Here is a 16,977-nt window from a genome sequence, read left to right as displayed (position 1 = left end):
CCCGACCGATAGTTGCACTTGAGCTAACCTTGTCCGACTTCAACGGCACAGGCTTCGACTACACATTTGGTGGCTTCAATCAAACCGTTGGAGCGAATTCGGTTCGACTCCGTGACTTAGTGGATGACTCGGGTGGTGCCGGGACTGGTCAATTGCTCAACTTGTCATCGTACTCCGATAGCCGATTCGTCGTCGATATGCTTGCTAACCCTGGCAATGGAGTTGATAAATTTGATCTCGAATTGATCGACTCTTCTGGGAGAACCGGTAAGTGGACGCTCGGCGTCTCAAATCTTGATGTCGGCGTTCCTGGCACCTTAGTTTCTGCCACGACGCTAGCCAATCCAACCCATGGTGTTGGTGATTTTGCCAATTTAGACCTAAGCAACATCACCACCTGGCAGGTTCTTGGCACGTTTAGTTCCCCTTCCCCGTTTGATTTGAATTTTGATAGAGTTGCGATCTCCGACGCTGTCTCAGCTCCTCCAGCCTACCCGGGAGCGGAACAGGATGCCCCTTGGCGTGCCCAAGCCGCGGCTCGAATTGAAGCCAACCGCAAAGCAAACCTCCAGGTAAATGTCACAGACGCCCTGGGAAACGCGATTTCCGGTGCAAATGTCTCAGTGCAAATGACTGAGCATGAATTCGGTTTCGGATCAGCAGTAGTGGCGAGTAGATTGCGCGACAACAACCCTGTCCATGCAACTTATAAGCAAAAAGTTGCTGAATTGTTCAATCTTGCGACTATAGAAAATAATCTCAAGTGGCCACCATGGGAAGGTGAATGGGGTGGCAGTTTCACCAAGTCCGGTGCGCAGAACGCGGTCAGCTGGCTCAACGGGCAAGGAATCGACGTACGCGGGCACACTCTGGTTTGGCCGGGTTATAGCAACCTGCCGACCTCTGTAAAAAACCTGCTAAACAACACTCCGCTCAATGCAGCTCAGCAACAACAAATGCGAACTCTTATCTTCGATCACATTGCCGACATCGCTGGTAATTTTGCCGGGCAACTCGCGGCCTGGGACGTGATCAACGAGACACGCACCAATCATGACGTGATGGACAATCTTGCCGAGGGCGATCTCGCGATGGTCGATTGGTTCAACGCAGCCCTGGCTGCTGACCCTGCGGCCAAGCGTTACATAAACAATTTTGGCATTCTCTCCTCGGCCGGTGGAACGAACACTTTTAACCAACAAGAATACTTTGACACAGTGCAATTCCTTCTCAACAATAGCGCCCCGGTCGACGGCATCGGCTTCCAAGCTCACTTCTCGGAAGGTGATTTGACAGGTCCAGAAGATCTTTGGACGATTTTTGATCGGTTCGATCAACTAGGACTCGATATGCAAATTACTGAGTTCGACTTCGGCACCACTAATGAGCAACTACAGGCGGACTTCACTCGAGATTTTCTTACGGCCGTCTTCGCTCATGAAGGCATCGATGACTTTCTGATGTGGGGTTTTTGGGAAGACGCCCATTGGCGACCGGAAGCGGCAATGTTCAACAGTGATTGGTCCATCAAACCGAATGGCCAGGCCTATCTCGATCTAGTCTACTCCGACTGGTGGACCGACGAGGAACTCACTTCCGCACTAGCTGGTACAGTCGATCTGAGGGGCTTTAAAGGCGAATATGAAATAACTGTGACGCAGAATGGGGTAGAACAAGTTGTCATCGCCACACTTACTGACGGCGGCCTGATTCTTGACGTCTCACTTCCAATGCTTAGTGCTGACTTCAATGGTGACGGTGATGTTGATGACAAAGATCTCACGATCTGGTCAACTGGTTATGGGACTACTTCTGGTGCAGTACAATCATCAGGCGATGCAAATGGAGACGGAATTGTCGATGGCAATGATTATTTACTGTGGCAAAGACAATTCGGCAGTTCTCCAAATCTTCCTCTTGCAGTAGTCCCGGAACCAACTTCATGGAGTTTGTTCCTATTATTCGTTCTCGTTCAAAACTGCTTCTACCGAAGAAGAAAGCATCTTGAATTTATTTGAACGCCACGAATTCAACAATCGACTATCCGAGCGAGCTTCTACCTTGCCACATCCGACAAATTTGGCAAGTGTGCAAAGGATTGCTGCCGGCTACCAGCCAAAAGGCTTGCGTTCAAACTCCTCGATGACACTTTTTATGGTTGTCCGCAATCTTTTCTGACAATTGCGATTGATGAAAGAGAGAATCTCGGGTTCCTCCTCGCTGATGGCCACCTACGCCCAATGAGGGATAGTTACTCTGCAATGCGGGTAGTACTACTCGGTCATTTTTCAGTAACTTTCAACCTCCGGCTGGGGTTCCTTGTAAAACCATCGCCCAATATACACTTTCGAAAAGAGCGGTCATCATTCGAACCAGTGACCTGTGGGTGCACTACCTAACGCTTCTCAGTGCCTGCAAATTCGCCGCCGCTTCCCCCGTAAGAGAGTGTCCGCTCGCAGAGGTGAGACGCGACTCGCTCAGTTTGGAGATTGGCCAGCTGCAAGCTATTTTACCAAGTCGCAGAGGTGTCAAATCTCGGACAAGACCTCTGCAAGTTCGCATCGAGCACAACTCCGATCGGGTGGTCCATCTTCTTTCAGTTTCGCATCTCCCAAACTGACGTCGGTAGTGGCACCTGTGCGGGTTTGAGTGGAGCGTTAGAATTGGTTTTTGTACAACCGTCCGCAGTTTGGCTTACTGGGAATTGACGTCGGTTTCTTGGACAGGGATGCAAGTTCTTCGCTCTGAACTTAGGAGATCGAACTACTCGGCCGCCTCAGAACTGCGGTGAGGTGCTCAGGCAAGAATTCCGACTCGAGCCACTTTTCTTCATGGAGAATGGCGTCCAGTTCGGTCTCATCGATCCACAGGCCCAGGCACTTCTCACAGCGGTCGATTCTTATCGAGTTAGAGAGGGTGTAAGTGATGCCTTGCAGCCTGCCATCGAGGCACCTCGGGCACCGCATGTACCCTACCAGGTGGGGCGGCGAATTTTCTTCCGCACGCAGATGAAGTCGATCGCATAAGGCGCCGCCTTTCGTAATGGATTGATGCAGTTCAGGGTATCGCGGAAAGTTATATTCGCAAGTTACAGCGGAACCCCCAGCCGGATGAGTTCCGAAAACCTTCGTTTGAAGGAGCATTTCCTGGCCCGAGGCCAAGCGTCTCAGTCTGAGAGATCGTATAAGTTTCCGGCACGAAAAAATCTGTGTCAAGAAGTTACTGCATCGACGGGTTTAGAGATGCTGATCGATGCGGGTCAGCTGGTTCTAAAACGGTGGTTAAACGAATCACTGCGGATGCGCAAGACGGGATTCTGCAAACTTATAAGGTATCCAGAGCCAGTCCTCCACCGACCAGTCTACTGATCGCTCCACTGAGCCACGCGAATAGTTACAATACGATCCGAAGAAGCTTCGAGGATACGGTTGGGGAGTTCCTTGTTATTCTTGTCTTTTTCAACCGTTTCCCAACTGCCGCGCGTAATCTTGTATTGGATGTTGCTGCCCTTCGGCAGGCGAACCTGAACCTCGTACACTCCCGAGTCCTTTCGCTCCAGTGACAAACCTTTCGGATTCCAGTTTCCTAGAGCGAAGTGGTTTCCGGTGATGTATAGCACGTCGTCTGCCGGGGTTGATTGCGGCACATGGACTTGAAACGTTACCGAGCGGGAAGTTGCCAGATTTGCTGGGGCGCGAGCCTCGTTGGTCTGTCGATTAGTGTCGAGCAGTCGGCCGTATTCCGGGTGAAGCTGGATAAGCCGCGCATATACTTCATGCCCTTCTTTTCCAATGCTTGCGAGTACCTGCAATAAACCGCGGCGGGCGGCATCTGTCGGAGCCTGTTGAATCGCCGCTTGGACTGCGGAAATCGCCGACGGGCCGATACGCCGAATCACAACCGCAACATCTGCTTGGACGCGGTTGGTTGGGTCCTGAGCACTGACCAGGCTATTGAGCAGAGCAGGCAAGAGCGGTATGAGTTCGTCTCTCGGTGCGCGTGATAACGCACTTCGCGCCTCACCTTGCACCGTCGGTGGTGTTTCCCTGTCGGCTATGAGCTTCACTGCGTAGGCGAAGCTCGGGGGTTGAAACATCTGAAGATAAGCATCGGGAGGATTCGTACCAGTCTGCGGAAGGGGTGACGGAACGAGATGTCCGGCACGCTCAAGCGCTTCGCGAATCGCCGTCTGATACTGACGGATCTCACGACTATCCCACGATTGGCGAAAGGCTGCCCACCAGATTGGCTCGGCTTCGATCGCCTCATTTTCGTGCAAGAATTCCTGCAAAGAGCTACGTCCCTCCTTGCCTAGACCGCACAGCACAGCAGCCAACCTTTGGCGTGCTCGGCTGTCCGAGGCGGCTTGCAGCGCGTTCAGAACCACCGGCACGGCCTGGGGGCCAATCTTATAAATCGCGCGTGCCGCCTGTTGACTGACAGTCTCATCAACGTCGGCAGCCGCGATGAGTATCTCCGGCAGCGCCGGTAGCGCGGCCTCGCCTAACAACGCGAGATTACTGGCAGCCTTGATCCGATACTTAGCATCCGCATCTTTATTGGCAATTACTCGCCGTAGCCAGTCCAATTTCGGATTTTCTGCGAAGCGCTCCATCAGCAACTCCGGTGCGCCGTCTGGAGCACTCACCGCAACAAACGCGGCTTGGAGCACCGGTAAGCCGCGTGGGTGCCCAGGTGCCATCACCGCGATGGCACGCGCGGCACTTAAACGTGCCGCAGGATTATCGGAACCGGTCAACTTCACTAGCCGTGCTGGCGGGTCTTGCTCGCCTTTGAAAAGCAGTGCCAGAGTGTCTGCCGCTTCGGTGGCCACTCCGCCGGGTACCCCTTGAGAGGAGCAGACATCCGTGGCATTAGCCGCTTCGATGACGTTCAACAAAGGTTCGACCGTCGCTGCTGCTGGCGGACCAAGTGCCCCTATACCAGCGGCCGCCGCGCGGCGTATCGGTTGCGCGCCGCTCTTCAATGTCTCGAGTAGCGTCGGCAAGGCGTCTGGCCCGCTGGCACGAATCGCAGCCAACGGTTCGTCCGGGCTGGGACGACCGAAAATCTCATTAGGCATGTACGAAGCGCTCAACCGTCCCAGCCACTCTTCCAGCGACCGACCTTGATAGATGAGTTTGCCGTCGCGCCGCTCAACTCGCTCCACCACCGGCCTTCGCAATTGGGCCTGTTCGGCGACCTGTTTATACGCCTTAGGATCTAACTCTTTGAGCGTTCTTTCAGCAGCATAACGCACGTGTGGGCTCTCATCGTTGACAGCAGCCTCGACTAGCGCCGGCACGGCCTCCTGGCCCATATTAGCTGGAAGTAACGCAAGCATCGTCGCTGCCATGGTCCGCACGTCAGCTGCTTCGGCGGTGCGAAGAGCTTCGATTACTGCAGTACGGGCCTTAGGGTCCTGGCTTGCAATGAGAGCAAGCGGGTGGAGCAAGCGTTGCTTGCCATTGACCCGGGGATTCTGCAGCGCGTCGATTAAGATAGGCGTTGCCGCCTCACCCTGCGGACCCGCAAGGACCGTCAAGGTTGCGTCTTGTCCCATCCACGGGCCAGCAAGTGGAGGGTACGCATGCCGCAACATGTCCATCGTTGCCGCACCCGCATTCATCATCCACTGATCTGGTTGCGGCGCGGACAGCTCTTGCACCATGTCCGTCGCCGCCTTCCGCGCACGCTCCGCCAAATGGTCAGCATCAAGAACGTCGGCCGTCTTCCAAATGGCAAGGCTAGTTTTCCCCAGTTGCCGGCCTGTGGGCGATCGTTCGGCACTCGCGTGCGTGATCGCCAGCGACGTTCCATCCGGAGAAAAGGCAGACGGTCCGCCGGCCAGTAATGTGCCGACCACTTGCTGCGTATGCACGTCGTAGATGGAAGCGGCACCATTGTGGGCAAAGGTTAATAGCAGCCGGCCGTCTTCTGAGAAAGTGGCTCCGTCGATAGCCGACCCCCACCTCTCTCCCGTGAAGGACATCTCATCCACAAAACGCAAGCCGCCAAAGTCATTCGGCTCGATCCGCCACAACTTTTTGCCGCCCATGCTGTCCGCGACGGCATGTTTACCTTGCCGATCCACAACAAACAACGGTTTCAGCGCGACGCGCACCACGGCTAGCTGCTCGCCATTGGTCACGCGCCACTTAACCGCAGGGCTATTGTTATCATCCGTCACAAGCAAGGTGCCGTCGGGCAAGAATGCAACGTGACCGCGGAATCCAATCTCGAACTCGCCTACCACTTCGCGCCGTGCCGAGTCCCACAGCCGCAAGCGGCCTTGAGTTCGTCGGGGTTGTCCGAGGATTACGTTGTCGGCTGCCGCGAGCCATTTGCCGTCTGGAGAAAATGCGATCGAGATGACGTCTTCGCGATCTTGCTGATCATTGTTGCCATAGCCGGCGAGCGTTGCCAACTCCTTGCCGCTAACTGGATCCCACAGGTTGAGCCCCATCGCGGCAGCGACGGCCAACACTTTGCCATCGGGAGAATAGGCCAATGCTCGAATTGGGTTTGGCATGCGTAAGTCACGATCGACCTCACCCGTGTGTTGCAACTGCACCTGCTGCTCACCTTTTTCTACGTCGATGAGCAGCACAAGGCCTTCATTGGGCCCGTCGAGGAGGGCGTCCTGCCCGCCTACAGCAACCTGTTTGCCATTGGGCGAGAACGCTACAGCCATCGTTGCCTCTAGGGGCAATTCGACGATTACCGAATCAGCCCCAAATAGCGGGCCATACGTCAGGATTGGAATTGAGAGGACGAGAACAAAGATGACGCCGGCGATTGGGTTCGATCGAAACATGCCACTGCCTCCCGTAACTCGAACAGTCTAGTCTACTCTTTTCTTTGCGACTTTCCACCAAGTGTCGTTGGGCTGCGATGTGCAGTTACGCACACTCAACTCCTGCCCAGCATGCTGTTTTGCTGCTGCGGGCAGAAATATGAGTCGCCTCCCTCTAACAGTGCAAGCGGTGTGCCTTTCTATTGTACCTGTTGTAAAACTCGAATGGTGTCTAACTGCCTCAAGTGGGGGGCTGTCACCTCAAGCAGACTGCCAGTTCTTGCCGAAGTCACCCCGACCGCTGTTGTTTCGCCGTCACCCAAACTAACCGAGGATGCATCAACCTCGGTGCCAAACCGAATTGGCAAACTGCCGTCGGTGAAAATCACCTCTGCAGTTAGTGCCCCCCTAACGGGGGAAGCGTCGACGGCCATGGAGAAACCGAGAAACGTCAGTTTATTGGACACCGATTGCCGTCAGCAATTTGGCCGATGGATCTTCTTGTGCCAACGTCACTAAGATTTTGCCCCGAAATCGACGTGCCGAGAACTGACCGAAAATCAGCTGCTAGGTGCAGCTGCCCATGATCGTTTGCTTGGAACAGCCAACTGGACACGGGGACCAATGCCCGGGCACTTGCTACTTGCCGCTGTCTTCATCAACACCGTGCGAGAAATTCACTTGATAACCTTGGGCTTCCAGAGTCTTTTCGTACTCCAGCCGTTCCTGAATCTTCTCCAGCAGCCGATTGAGGTACTTCTGCTGCATAGCCCCAGGCGACATGCCAGCGACGCGAAATTCTTCCCCCTCCGAGGCTGAAACTTCAAGTTGCATGAGGGGCTTGCCCATCGCAAATTCCATGAGCAACCGGGCAGCCGCCACGGAACCGCCCAAGGCCTTTTCCCGCATCGTATCGACGATCTCTGCCAGCGCACCAGGACCAAGAACATGGCAGAAAGCGTGCATGTAGAGCGATTCCCGCTCCTTACGAGGTCTGCCAGGTCCACCAGGATTGCCTTTGGTGAACTTTCCATCCCGCCCACGGTCGCCTGTTTGAATATCCATCCGTTTTCCTTGCCGTTTAAACGGTGCTTTCGATCAGTAACAGAATGCTCGCCTTGGTTGCCACCTTGGGAGAAGATCAGGCTTCTAGCTGGAGGCTATCAGAACATGTTTTTCTCTGCATGTCTGCAGGAAAAAGCCTATCAATTTGGTGCGATTATCCCCAGCTGGTCCCCCGCTTTGCTAAGAATGTAGGTTTTTCCCTGGAAAAGAACACATAGTTCAAATCCCTCCTCCGCTACTTTTGCTCACCAGTGAATAGTGGTGACTTAGGCTGAAAAACCCCTGGGAAAAGGTTTTTTTTATTTTTGGACTTGGAGTCGCACAGAGGTCTCAAGTGAGGGTCGTTCGTGGTACTGGTTGACTGCGCTACATTTGACGAATCTCTGCGGCAGTTCTTGGACGAATGATTCAAGCTGGGTCCGGCGAAACTTTGCGACGAGCAACTTCCTGGCTAATGCCATTCTCTGCCGCTCAACCCAAACCTGGGACCTGCTTCTCAAGTATCATATCGCTACTTTGTTGCACGGGTGCCTCTTTGGAGGGTGCCGATTCTCTACAACCACGGAGGACGCGATTGGCTACCCAAATTGACAGCAACTGAACGATTCCGATGATCAGCAGTGCGTAGCGCAAAGCGAAGGTATCGGAGATGTTGTTTGCCAATAGAATAAACAAGCCGCAACCGGTGAAGCGTCCGATAAAAAAACCAAACTCCTGATTGAAGATGTACGCGAATTTATTGCGGTGTTCGATGGCCGAGACCGTGTCGATCACTTGCATTTGTATGGGGAAGTAGGCGATGTCGTGCAGCGGTCGGCCCAGCAGCAGACACACCATGAAGAGCAGTACGCCGGTGGCATTGAAGAGCAGAGCGTTTGCCAGCCCTCCCAGTGCAAACAGTCCCAGGCCGACAGTGAAAATAATGATGCGGTGCTTCGGCTTAGTAGTGCGGCCAATAAAATAGAGCAGGAACGCTGAAAGGATCCCTCCGATTGCTTGAATTGTTCCCAGCGCACCTTCTTGTCCGACCAAGAGCATTACCAGCATGGCTGGAGCGGTGACGATATAGCCTTGCGCTAAGCCTTTCAAGATGGCCAGTACTTGCATTTGGTTCCAGAGCCAATGAAATCGAAAATAGATGAAATCAGACTTCGGCGGATTTTCGAAGCGACCCTGATGGATGAGGATAGACGACACAATGGTTAGCAGGAACACCATTGCTGTGACGATTTGATAGGCTATGACGCGATCCCCGCCAAACCATCCCCACAGCCCAGTACCCTCAATAAACCAGCCGATAAAGACTGGCACGACGACGTAGGTGTTTGTGTAAAAGAATGTTTCGAGACCGTAATAGTAGTTACGGTTTGAGTCATTAGTCGTGGAGAGCGCAAGAAAGTCGCGGTTGGCCCAGAACAAACCAAATGACATGCCCATCATCAAGCCCGCCACGCCGACGCCCGTCATGCTCAGCTTTCCCAATGACATCATCACGGCCATGGAAATTCCGCTCAGTAACATGCCTGCCGAGTAGAGTCGCTTAATACTAATGTGTTGGAGCAAGAAGCCGTTCACTAAAAAGGTGAATGGAATGCCTGTGTAGACGGCCAGTTGGTAAATGACAACCATTTTCACGTCCTGCGTGTTACGCATAACGTAAGCGCCCACGAAGATGTCGATCACGGGCAAGACAAAGGCATAGATCAAGTTCGTGAGGAGCAAAATCCGCATGTTGTGCGGATAGGAGAGGAAGTGAAGAAATTCGTTGCGAAGCTTATTCATGGATCAGTTTCAGCTGAGAGTTTGAAGTATCTCTTCAATCGAGAATCGTGCCCCACAGATCACGCTGTCGGAGGCGCCGTAGTATATTGTCAGCACGTCACCCGTGACCAAGTGACCATTGGTGAAGACGACATTACCGAAGAAACCGATGCGTTCATATTCGGCGATGGGTTCCATAATAGGCTCACTTGAACGGGCCAATACATTCCAGGGTTGCTCAAGATCCAATAGCAGCGCTCCCAGACAGTAACGGTTCTGGTCATCTGCACCATGGTAGATTTCCAACCAGCCCTTCGGAGTGCGAATAGGAGCTGCCCCAGCCCCCACGCGAGCACAATCCCACATGCCTGGGCGACTGTGAGCCAGACAGCGGTGCTGGCCCCAATGGACGAGGTCCGGCGATTCGGCGAGCCAGATGTAGTTGCCGCCAATGAACTGGCTGCTGGGACGGTGGAGGGCGTAATACTTGCCACCGATGCGTTCGTCAAAAATTGCGCAGTCTTTATTGTGGGGGGGAAGAATCATCCCATGTTTGTGGAATTCCTGCCAGTCCTTTGTACTACGCAGACCTACCCCCACTCCATGAGCCGACACTTGCGTGAAGGTGAGATAGAAAATTTCACCAATTTGCGTGACGCGGCAGTCTTCGATTCCATAGGTTTCTAATTCGCCCTGGCCGAACATTGCTGGATACGAGGTGGCTTCTGAAAAGTTGATTCCGTCTTCGCTGGCAACCAATCGCAAGTGAGACATCGTTGTCAGATAATCCTTGTCGTCATAGCTTATGATTCTGAGATCGGAGAGATTAAGCTTAGGATCTGCGTTATCGAATTCCAGAATTTGGAAGCTGCCGTCATCGGCGATTAAAGGGAATGAAGTCTTGCCGGGGCTTTGCTCGGGACGCTCGGCAACTCGCAAGAGCAGCCAAGTCTTGTCGTTGAATCGGAAGACACCTGGATTCAGGAGACATTCAACATTCATGCCCTCTAGACTCGGAGCAATATTTGACGGCCTGAGGAGGGGGTTTTCAGCGAATCGCTTAGCGATGTCAGCCATGATGCGATATTTCTCCTAAGGTGTGTAACGCACTACGACGTCGTTGATCAGAGTCCGATTTCCTTCGCGTCGGATTTCCTCTCCCGCCGGAGTAAGTACCACGATCCTCGCGGCATCGTTCGGAATGGTGAACGACACAAGACCACAAACATTTTTCTGGAGAAAATCGTCGCTTGCAGCATCGTAAATATCCTTCGCATCGGATCCGACATCGACTTCAACAACCTTGTTAGATGAGTAAGGGTTGTAATAGAGGTAGGTGGGATACGCTTTGCCGTGGAAGTAATCTGTTTTCAGCAGGTCCAATTGTAAAATAGCTTCGACATTAGTCCGCCGAATAATGCCGCCAAGTATCCCGACATGGGAACTGCCGTACAGCCCGAGATCGGTGGCTGCCGAAGCGGGACGATAGAGCACGATGGGGACGGTGGCTTCGTTGAGGAGGTCAATGAAATTGACGACTAGGTCTCCTTGGGCAAACGGGCCGATGTTGGATTGATAGGAAATTGCCATAGCGTCCACCGAGAGTTTGTCCTGTCCACTTTCGCAGGTGGATTGGTCACTGCTCTGAGCCTTGACGTAGAGTTTGTTACCCAGTTCGGTGGGGAGTTCGACCACATGAGCTGAATCTGAGTCGGACACCGAGAATGCGGGAGTGTATGGACCTTCAGGCTGGGAGGAAAATGAAAAGTGGAAAGCATTGCCGACGTGTCCGCCATCGATCCGCTTCGCAGCCACGACGAGCCAACGATCAGGTTTATCTGGAAGCTCAAAAACCCAGATGTGCTCAAACGAGGTCCCCTGACTGGACTCCTCTTCAAATACCTGAAGATCGGGAGGTGCCTCTGCACGATAATGAGTGGAAGCGAAACTTCCATTCACGATTTTACCTCGTAAAGTCCGGAAATCGGATCGGGCGGTCGCCGAACCGCGTTTCCATTTACGGATTCCCTCGTAGGCGATCACTGATTTACCGTCGTGTGCATTGGCCCATTCGAAACTGGATTGATGCTCGGCGTCATGGGCATCGGGATAAAAAAGTCGCGATGCATTCGCTAGGTTCAATATCCATTTACCTATGTCGTGGGCATACCTAATGTCGTAGCGCGCTAGTGGCACAAGTGCGCCAGCCCATTCGAACGTGTTCATGGCGAAAGCATAGCCTTCGCCATCGGTGGTACTCCCGACCAGACCGTGCGCGTCGAATTCATTCCAGCGATCAGAGATCACTCCCCACCCTGGCCGGGCTTGAGGTCGGCCAAGGGGTTCAAAGCAATCATTCACTAACCTAGCGACGTCGTAATCACGACCCAGTTCGGCGTTCATGCGTGCGGCGACCAGCGCGCCGTAAGGCAGGAGTACTTCATAGAGTGGACTTTGATCGGCCGGCCTTTCCTGGAGCGATCGGATCGCCCAGTCTGCAGCCGTCAGGAAACGCGGATCTTGGAACTTGACCCACGCCATATACTCCAGCCATGCGATCCCAGCGGCAGCTTCGGGTTCAATGCGGCCCAATTCCACGGGCTTCATGGTTTTGAGATTCAATCCAGTGTGATCAAAGTTGGGCAGTGTGAGTGGATCAGTCCCACCTCCCAAGGCCACACAAGCTTCATGCCACTTTAGCGCCACGGAAAGGGCCTGTTGTGTGCGGACAGGATCATCGGGATACAAGTCGTTCAGTTGGTAGAAGAGGACATTGGGAAAGATGTCGTACCAAAAGGATGTACCCGAACCGCGGTGCAGCCGGTTCAAGTAGACTCCTTCATCCGCGCGGAAGAAATTCATGCCCATCGCCACCCAGTCCTGGCCGAGATGAATTCGCATGTCTAAACCTACAAGGGAACCGCTGATAACTGCTCCCAGAAAATTGATCGCTTCAGGATCGCGCGGGCCACCGATAAATGCTGGCATTGAGACCATCGTCTTCTTCTCGTCCAACCACCGGATGAGTGGTAGGTGATCTCCACTCTGTTCGAAATCGAACACCAGGTCGATGTAATCTCGGGTCACCTGGGGCCAATCGCGCATTGCATACGGCTCGGGAAGTTTCGGCATCGGCTCAACGCGCGGAATCGAAGTTTGCGAGAAGTCTTCAACCGCGCATAGGGGACTGGCGCCGCCAATCGTCAGCAAGCAGAAAATGACCAACTGAATTCGCAGAAAGGCGATTTGCATTTTTACAACCAACACTTCCCAAATGACGTATGTCCCGAGCAAGCGGCCCGTAGAAGTTTCTCTAGAGAATCGCCTTCATTCCATTCTCGTAACATTCTGATTAAGGACCAGTCTGACAAACTACGACGCACAATCGAGCAGCGAAGCGGCCAAGGATCGCAGCGACCAAACAGACGAGCGTGATAGATGGCTTCAGTCGGCCCCACCTGCCAACTCATAAAGCTCTCGAACTTGACCTGCTGTCAGAGCGTGGTTGAAAATCGCCAACTCATCAAGGCGGCCATCCCACATGTTGAAATCGTGCTCTTCAGGAGCTTCTCCGCGCAAGTTTAGCTTGGTGCCTATTGCCAACGCACTAATCCGAGGATCGCGTTGCATTTGGTGATAGGCAGCAGCAGCCACCTCTTGCCCGTTGCGATAGAGCCGCAGCATTGATCCATCTGCGACAAACGCAACATGGTGCCACTTGTCGAGTGGCAGAGGCTCATGGTCGCTCACGAAAACTTCTTCGCCACTGCTGTCAAAAATATGTACCTCAAGTTCGCCGTCATCTTGGAATAGTCCGAAATGAAATTGCCCCTTGTCCTCATCGCCCCCTGCCCAATTCTTAGCAATGCTTGCCCAACGAGGTCTTGAGTTGGCGTAAACCCAAGCGGCTACGCTGAGCATGTTTCCTTTCGCCTGAGGATACTGACTTGCCGAGGCGTACGTTTGCTCCGCGGGTCCGCCCAATGCCAGAGCGGCACCCACTTTACCAGCAGTCCAGGCAGGCATATTTTCTTTCCCAAAGTGAATCGTCGCATCTGCGCCGCTGGCGGACGAATCGATAAGTCGCTTTCCATCACTGGTTGGTTCCATGCGGTAATAAACCGCAGGATCTAAGTCTAAGACAGTTTGGGCATAGGAGCTTGTTTCGCCTCGTAAGCTGCGTAGGAATCGCTTTGCATCCAGATCGATGCCGGAGGGCATCCCCGTGAAAAAGTCGACCCGCGCCGCTTCGCCTGAGACCAACCGTAACTTTTCCACGGACTTGCTTTTTCCGCCATGCAGATCGACGATTACTTCTCCCTGAAATACGTGGACCTCGGATTCTTTGTTCCTCACTGCTTGGACAGCGAAGTCGGTGCCCAGGTCGATCACCGTTGCTCCCGGCGATTCGATTCGAAAACCTTTAGCAGCAGGTGGCACATGGGCTGAAAGCTGCCCATCTTTCAATTGGACGCTGGCAGAATCAACTAAGTTAAACGTGGCTGGAGCTCTCAAGACGAGAATAGCTCCCGACTCGTATTGAATTTCAATCAAGCCGTTGAGTAACTCGTAAAGACCCTCTCGCAGTCGAACACCTTCGGAGGGCCTTGTTTCTCCATTCACACCATAATTAAAGCGAGCGCCAACCACTTTGCTAAGTACGGCAGTCTCGGCGCCTCGATAAGGAGGTTTTTCTCGAGAGTTCGTGAGCAGTGCTATTCCAAAGGCTGCGATCAGAATACTTGCTGCCGCTGTCCAACCGAATAAACCACGCCTTGATATCCACTTGTCTCGGACATATGCAAGAGAGGCCTCGTCGGATCGATTCGAGGGTGTCGATATGGCAGTCAGAAGTCCATGTTCCGACCTGAGAATCGCATGCATCTGGCAGTAATCCAGATAATGGTGTCTCAAGGTCGGATCTGATTCAATCAGTACGCCCAGCCGCTGGTGCTCAGTATGACTCAGACCTCCCTCGGTCATATGACCGAGGAGTCTCTGAAATTCCAATTCTTGATGACTGCCATCCATCATATGGCTTCCGGTTGGACATCTTTCTGAACACATTCGATCAACCATTTGCGAGCTCGGAACAGAATCTGATAAATCGAGTTCGCATTGCAGCGGAGTTTCTGGGCCATGTCACAGACCTTGACTTCCTCCGAATATCGAAGTCGTATCGCCTCACGTGAGCGAAGTGGCATAAGGGCCAGACATTTTTCCAACGCCGCAGCGCGTTGCTCGTGGCATTCATCAAGTTCTCTTGCTTCCCAGGCGAGAGTGGATAACAGATCGTCGCTGTAGAGCACTTTGTCTCGAATGATCTTTTGTCGATACGCCATAAATTGAAAATGTGCAATTCGAAAGGACCACGCCTTAAAATTAGAGCCTGGCTCGAATTGGTCCCACTGCTTCCAGAGCACGATGTTCGTTTCCTGGAGTACATCGTTAGCTGCATCGGTGTCTCCTGAAAGCGACAAGATATACCCATAGAGTCGCCCTTGGTATTGCGTCATGAGTTCGACGAAATCGTGATTGACGGCCGAAGCATTGGCTATCATGGCATTGATATCCTTCCTTAAGAAAAGAACACTTAACACCCGTATCTTACACGAAATCCTTGTGAAACGTACGGAAGTGCTTGAATTCAGTCGTTCTACCGTTGGGAGTTGTTTAGCATTTGCGATCAATAAGAATGTTGCGCAAAGCTTTCAAGCGATCGCCTTGAGCAGTGAGCCGGACGCCTTTTCAAGGTAATCGCAACGGATTTCGTGCTCGATAGTGCCCCGCTGTAGCTCAAGGAGCTTATTCTTCTAGTGGATTTGGGTAAGTAGATGAATATTAGCAGAATAGTTTTCGAAATTGTAAGATTCTGACCGCTACTGCTATATACTATGGTCAGCAGATGACGGGCGTCGACGATCACGTCCTCATCACACAGGGCGTCCGCCCACAACGAAATAACGGGGAAAAGAGTGGACGCCGGCTCGTCACTGCTCTCTTTTACTTTTTCTGGCCCAAGAGCCGCGGGCAGCGGTTGTTCTTTGGGCGGTTTGGGTATTAGCCGGCACGCCATGCGTCTTGGCTGTGTCTTGCCATTTCTTCTTGGCATCCTGTTCAGGAGTTTCCATCTGTTTTTTTGAGGGAGAAAGTGTAATGAAGAAGTTTTCTGTAACGAGCCTCGGCCTACTGCTGGCCCTTTCAGTGATCAGCACGAATAGCTGGGCACTCATCTTTCAGTTCGATGGGGGTGGCGCACCGGCTGACGATTTCCAGGTGGCGGCCAACTGGAATGATTTCGCCGCTGGCCCTGACGCTGTGCCAGGCACTGGCGACCGAGCAATCATCAACGACAACTTCGTTGTACAACATAACACCGCCGTCACGACTACCTTGGGGAGCCTAATCGTAGGTGCTGATTGGCCGATGACGGGGGAATTCGGAACCGATGGAACGCTCAACCTGTCATCCGGAAAGATCATCGTCACAGGTGGTGGCGACAATTTCCAGATCGCCCGCGCACGCGGAGCTGTCGTTGGCGATGCCGACGGTGATGGCTTGATTGTCATCACCAATGCCGATTTAGAGATTAGTGGTTCAGACCCGATCGTAGGCACACGCGATCATGGTGTGCTTGATGTCGGCCTGAATGGCAAAGTGTACAACACACCGGGCAACGATAATTATTGGCGGCTGGGGAATTACGGCCCGAGTGTTGATGCCGGTCTCGAGGGAAATGGCCTGCTAGATGTCCATGACAATGGCACCTTCAATGCACATGTCATCTTCATCGGGGACCGAGACTCGACTGGCGAGTTGCGGGTTTCCGACACCGGTTCGGTAGTGCTGACAGGCAACCTGGTAGCAAGACCCTCTGGATTTGAAGCGGGTGGGTCAGCCAAGGTTCAGATGAACGGTGCGACGGCGACATTGAGTGCCTTCAATCTCGAGTCGGAAAGTTTGGTGGGAGAGGTTCCTACACTTTATGAGTTTAACGCCGATTCTTTGCTCGGTGTTTCAGCTATCAAGTTGCAAGATGCGATTAATATCACCAATAACGAGCTCGTAGTTAACTTGAATAGCTTTCCTATGGCGAATTTGTCTTCGATCTTGCTGTTCGATGGAGACCAGTCGTTAGTGGGAGGCAAGGTTTTTGGAACGTTTGCTTCGACGACCGTTAGTGGCGGTGCCCTCGGTGCACAATACTCAGTGGTTTACGACCAAGCAGTCGGGGACATTCTCCTGCAACGTATCCCTGAGCCGTCGACGATATTACTGTTCGGTCTCAGTTTGATGTTTGCAACCTGCGCAAGACGTCGGCAATCGTGCTGAGTAGGTAATAGTTTGTGACCATT

General features: G+C 53.0%; 12 protein-coding genes. 2 read left to right on the top strand and 10 right to left on the bottom strand.

Translation table 11 applies throughout. The features are described 5' to 3' along the window. Nucleotides 1-29: 29 nt before the first annotated feature. Nucleotides 30-2,018: an endo-1,4-beta-xylanase gene (locus Pla144_RS07795; RefSeq protein WP_197530478.1), complete on the top strand. Its 1,989-nt coding sequence runs from the start codon at nucleotides 30-32 to the stop codon at nucleotides 2,016-2,018. Nucleotides 2,019-2,108: 90 nt separating this feature from the next. On the opposite strand, the gene Pla144_RS25660 is transcribed toward Pla144_RS07795, so the two are convergent. From Pla144_RS25660 to Pla144_RS07750, 10 genes are all read right to left on the bottom strand, one after another. Continuing rightward, the gene (locus Pla144_RS25660; RefSeq protein WP_449240209.1) at nucleotides 2,109-2,231 is read right to left on the bottom strand and encodes a hypothetical protein; all 123 of its coding nucleotides are present in this window, start codon (nucleotides 2,229-2,231) and stop codon (nucleotides 2,109-2,111) included. Between the two features lie 519 nt (nucleotides 2,232-2,750). Then, complete coding sequence (locus Pla144_RS25490; RefSeq protein WP_197530477.1) at nucleotides 2,751-2,966, bottom strand: zf-TFIIB domain-containing protein; 216 nt, start codon at nucleotides 2,964-2,966, stop codon at nucleotides 2,751-2,753. 395 nt (nucleotides 2,967-3,361) lie between these two features. Then, nucleotides 3,362-6,817: a HEAT repeat domain-containing protein gene (locus Pla144_RS07785; protein WP_146449744.1), complete on the bottom strand. Its 3,456-nt coding sequence runs from the start codon at nucleotides 6,815-6,817 to the stop codon at nucleotides 3,362-3,364. A gap of 179 nt (nucleotides 6,818-6,996) precedes the next feature. Continuing rightward, entirely contained in the window at nucleotides 6,997-7,263 is a 267-nt protein-coding gene (locus Pla144_RS07780; RefSeq protein ID WP_146449742.1) for a hypothetical protein, read from the bottom strand. Between the two features lie 172 nt (nucleotides 7,264-7,435). Beyond that, nucleotides 7,436-7,861 (bottom strand): hypothetical protein, encoded by a 426-nt coding sequence (locus Pla144_RS07775; RefSeq protein WP_146449739.1) that lies wholly within the window; start codon nucleotides 7,859-7,861, stop codon nucleotides 7,436-7,438. Between the two features lie 471 nt (nucleotides 7,862-8,332). Then, nucleotides 8,333-9,643, bottom strand: a complete 1,311-nt coding sequence (locus tag Pla144_RS07770; RefSeq protein ID WP_146449736.1) for an MFS transporter — start codon at nucleotides 9,641-9,643, stop codon at nucleotides 8,333-8,335. Between the two features lie 9 nt (nucleotides 9,644-9,652). Then, complete coding sequence (locus tag Pla144_RS07765; protein WP_146449734.1) at nucleotides 9,653-10,699, bottom strand: glycoside hydrolase family 130 protein; 1,047 nt, start codon at nucleotides 10,697-10,699, stop codon at nucleotides 9,653-9,655. A 15-nt stretch (nucleotides 10,700-10,714) separates the two neighbouring features. After that, a complete protein-coding gene (locus tag Pla144_RS07760) occupies nucleotides 10,715-12,874 on the bottom strand; it encodes a hypothetical protein (protein ID WP_146449732.1) in 2,160 nt (719 codons plus the stop codon). Nucleotides 12,875-13,066: 192 nt separating this feature from the next. Further along, on the bottom strand, nucleotides 13,067-14,656 hold the full coding sequence (locus Pla144_RS07755) for a LamG-like jellyroll fold domain-containing protein (RefSeq protein ID WP_197530476.1): 1,590 nt from the start codon (nucleotides 14,654-14,656) through the stop codon (nucleotides 13,067-13,069). Next, on the bottom strand, nucleotides 14,653-15,183 hold the full coding sequence (locus Pla144_RS07750; protein WP_146449727.1) for a sigma-70 family RNA polymerase sigma factor: 531 nt from the start codon (nucleotides 15,181-15,183) through the stop codon (nucleotides 14,653-14,655). The genes Pla144_RS07755 and Pla144_RS07750 overlap by 4 nt, the downstream gene beginning before the upstream one ends. Nucleotides 15,184-15,778: 595 nt before the next feature. Between Pla144_RS07750 and Pla144_RS07745 the strand changes: the two genes are divergently transcribed. After that, the gene (locus Pla144_RS07745) at nucleotides 15,779-16,954 is read left to right on the top strand and encodes a PEP-CTERM sorting domain-containing protein (protein ID WP_146449725.1); all 1,176 of its coding nucleotides are present in this window, start codon (nucleotides 15,779-15,781) and stop codon (nucleotides 16,952-16,954) included. Nucleotides 16,955-16,977: the final 23 nt, after the last annotated feature.

The organism is Bythopirellula polymerisocia (assembly GCF_007860015.1).
Lineage (GTDB): Bacteria > Planctomycetota > Planctomycetia > Pirellulales > Lacipirellulaceae > Bythopirellula > Bythopirellula polymerisocia.
The sequence above is the reverse complement of the archived record's forward strand: the minus strand, read 5'-3'. Positions and strand labels throughout refer to the sequence as shown.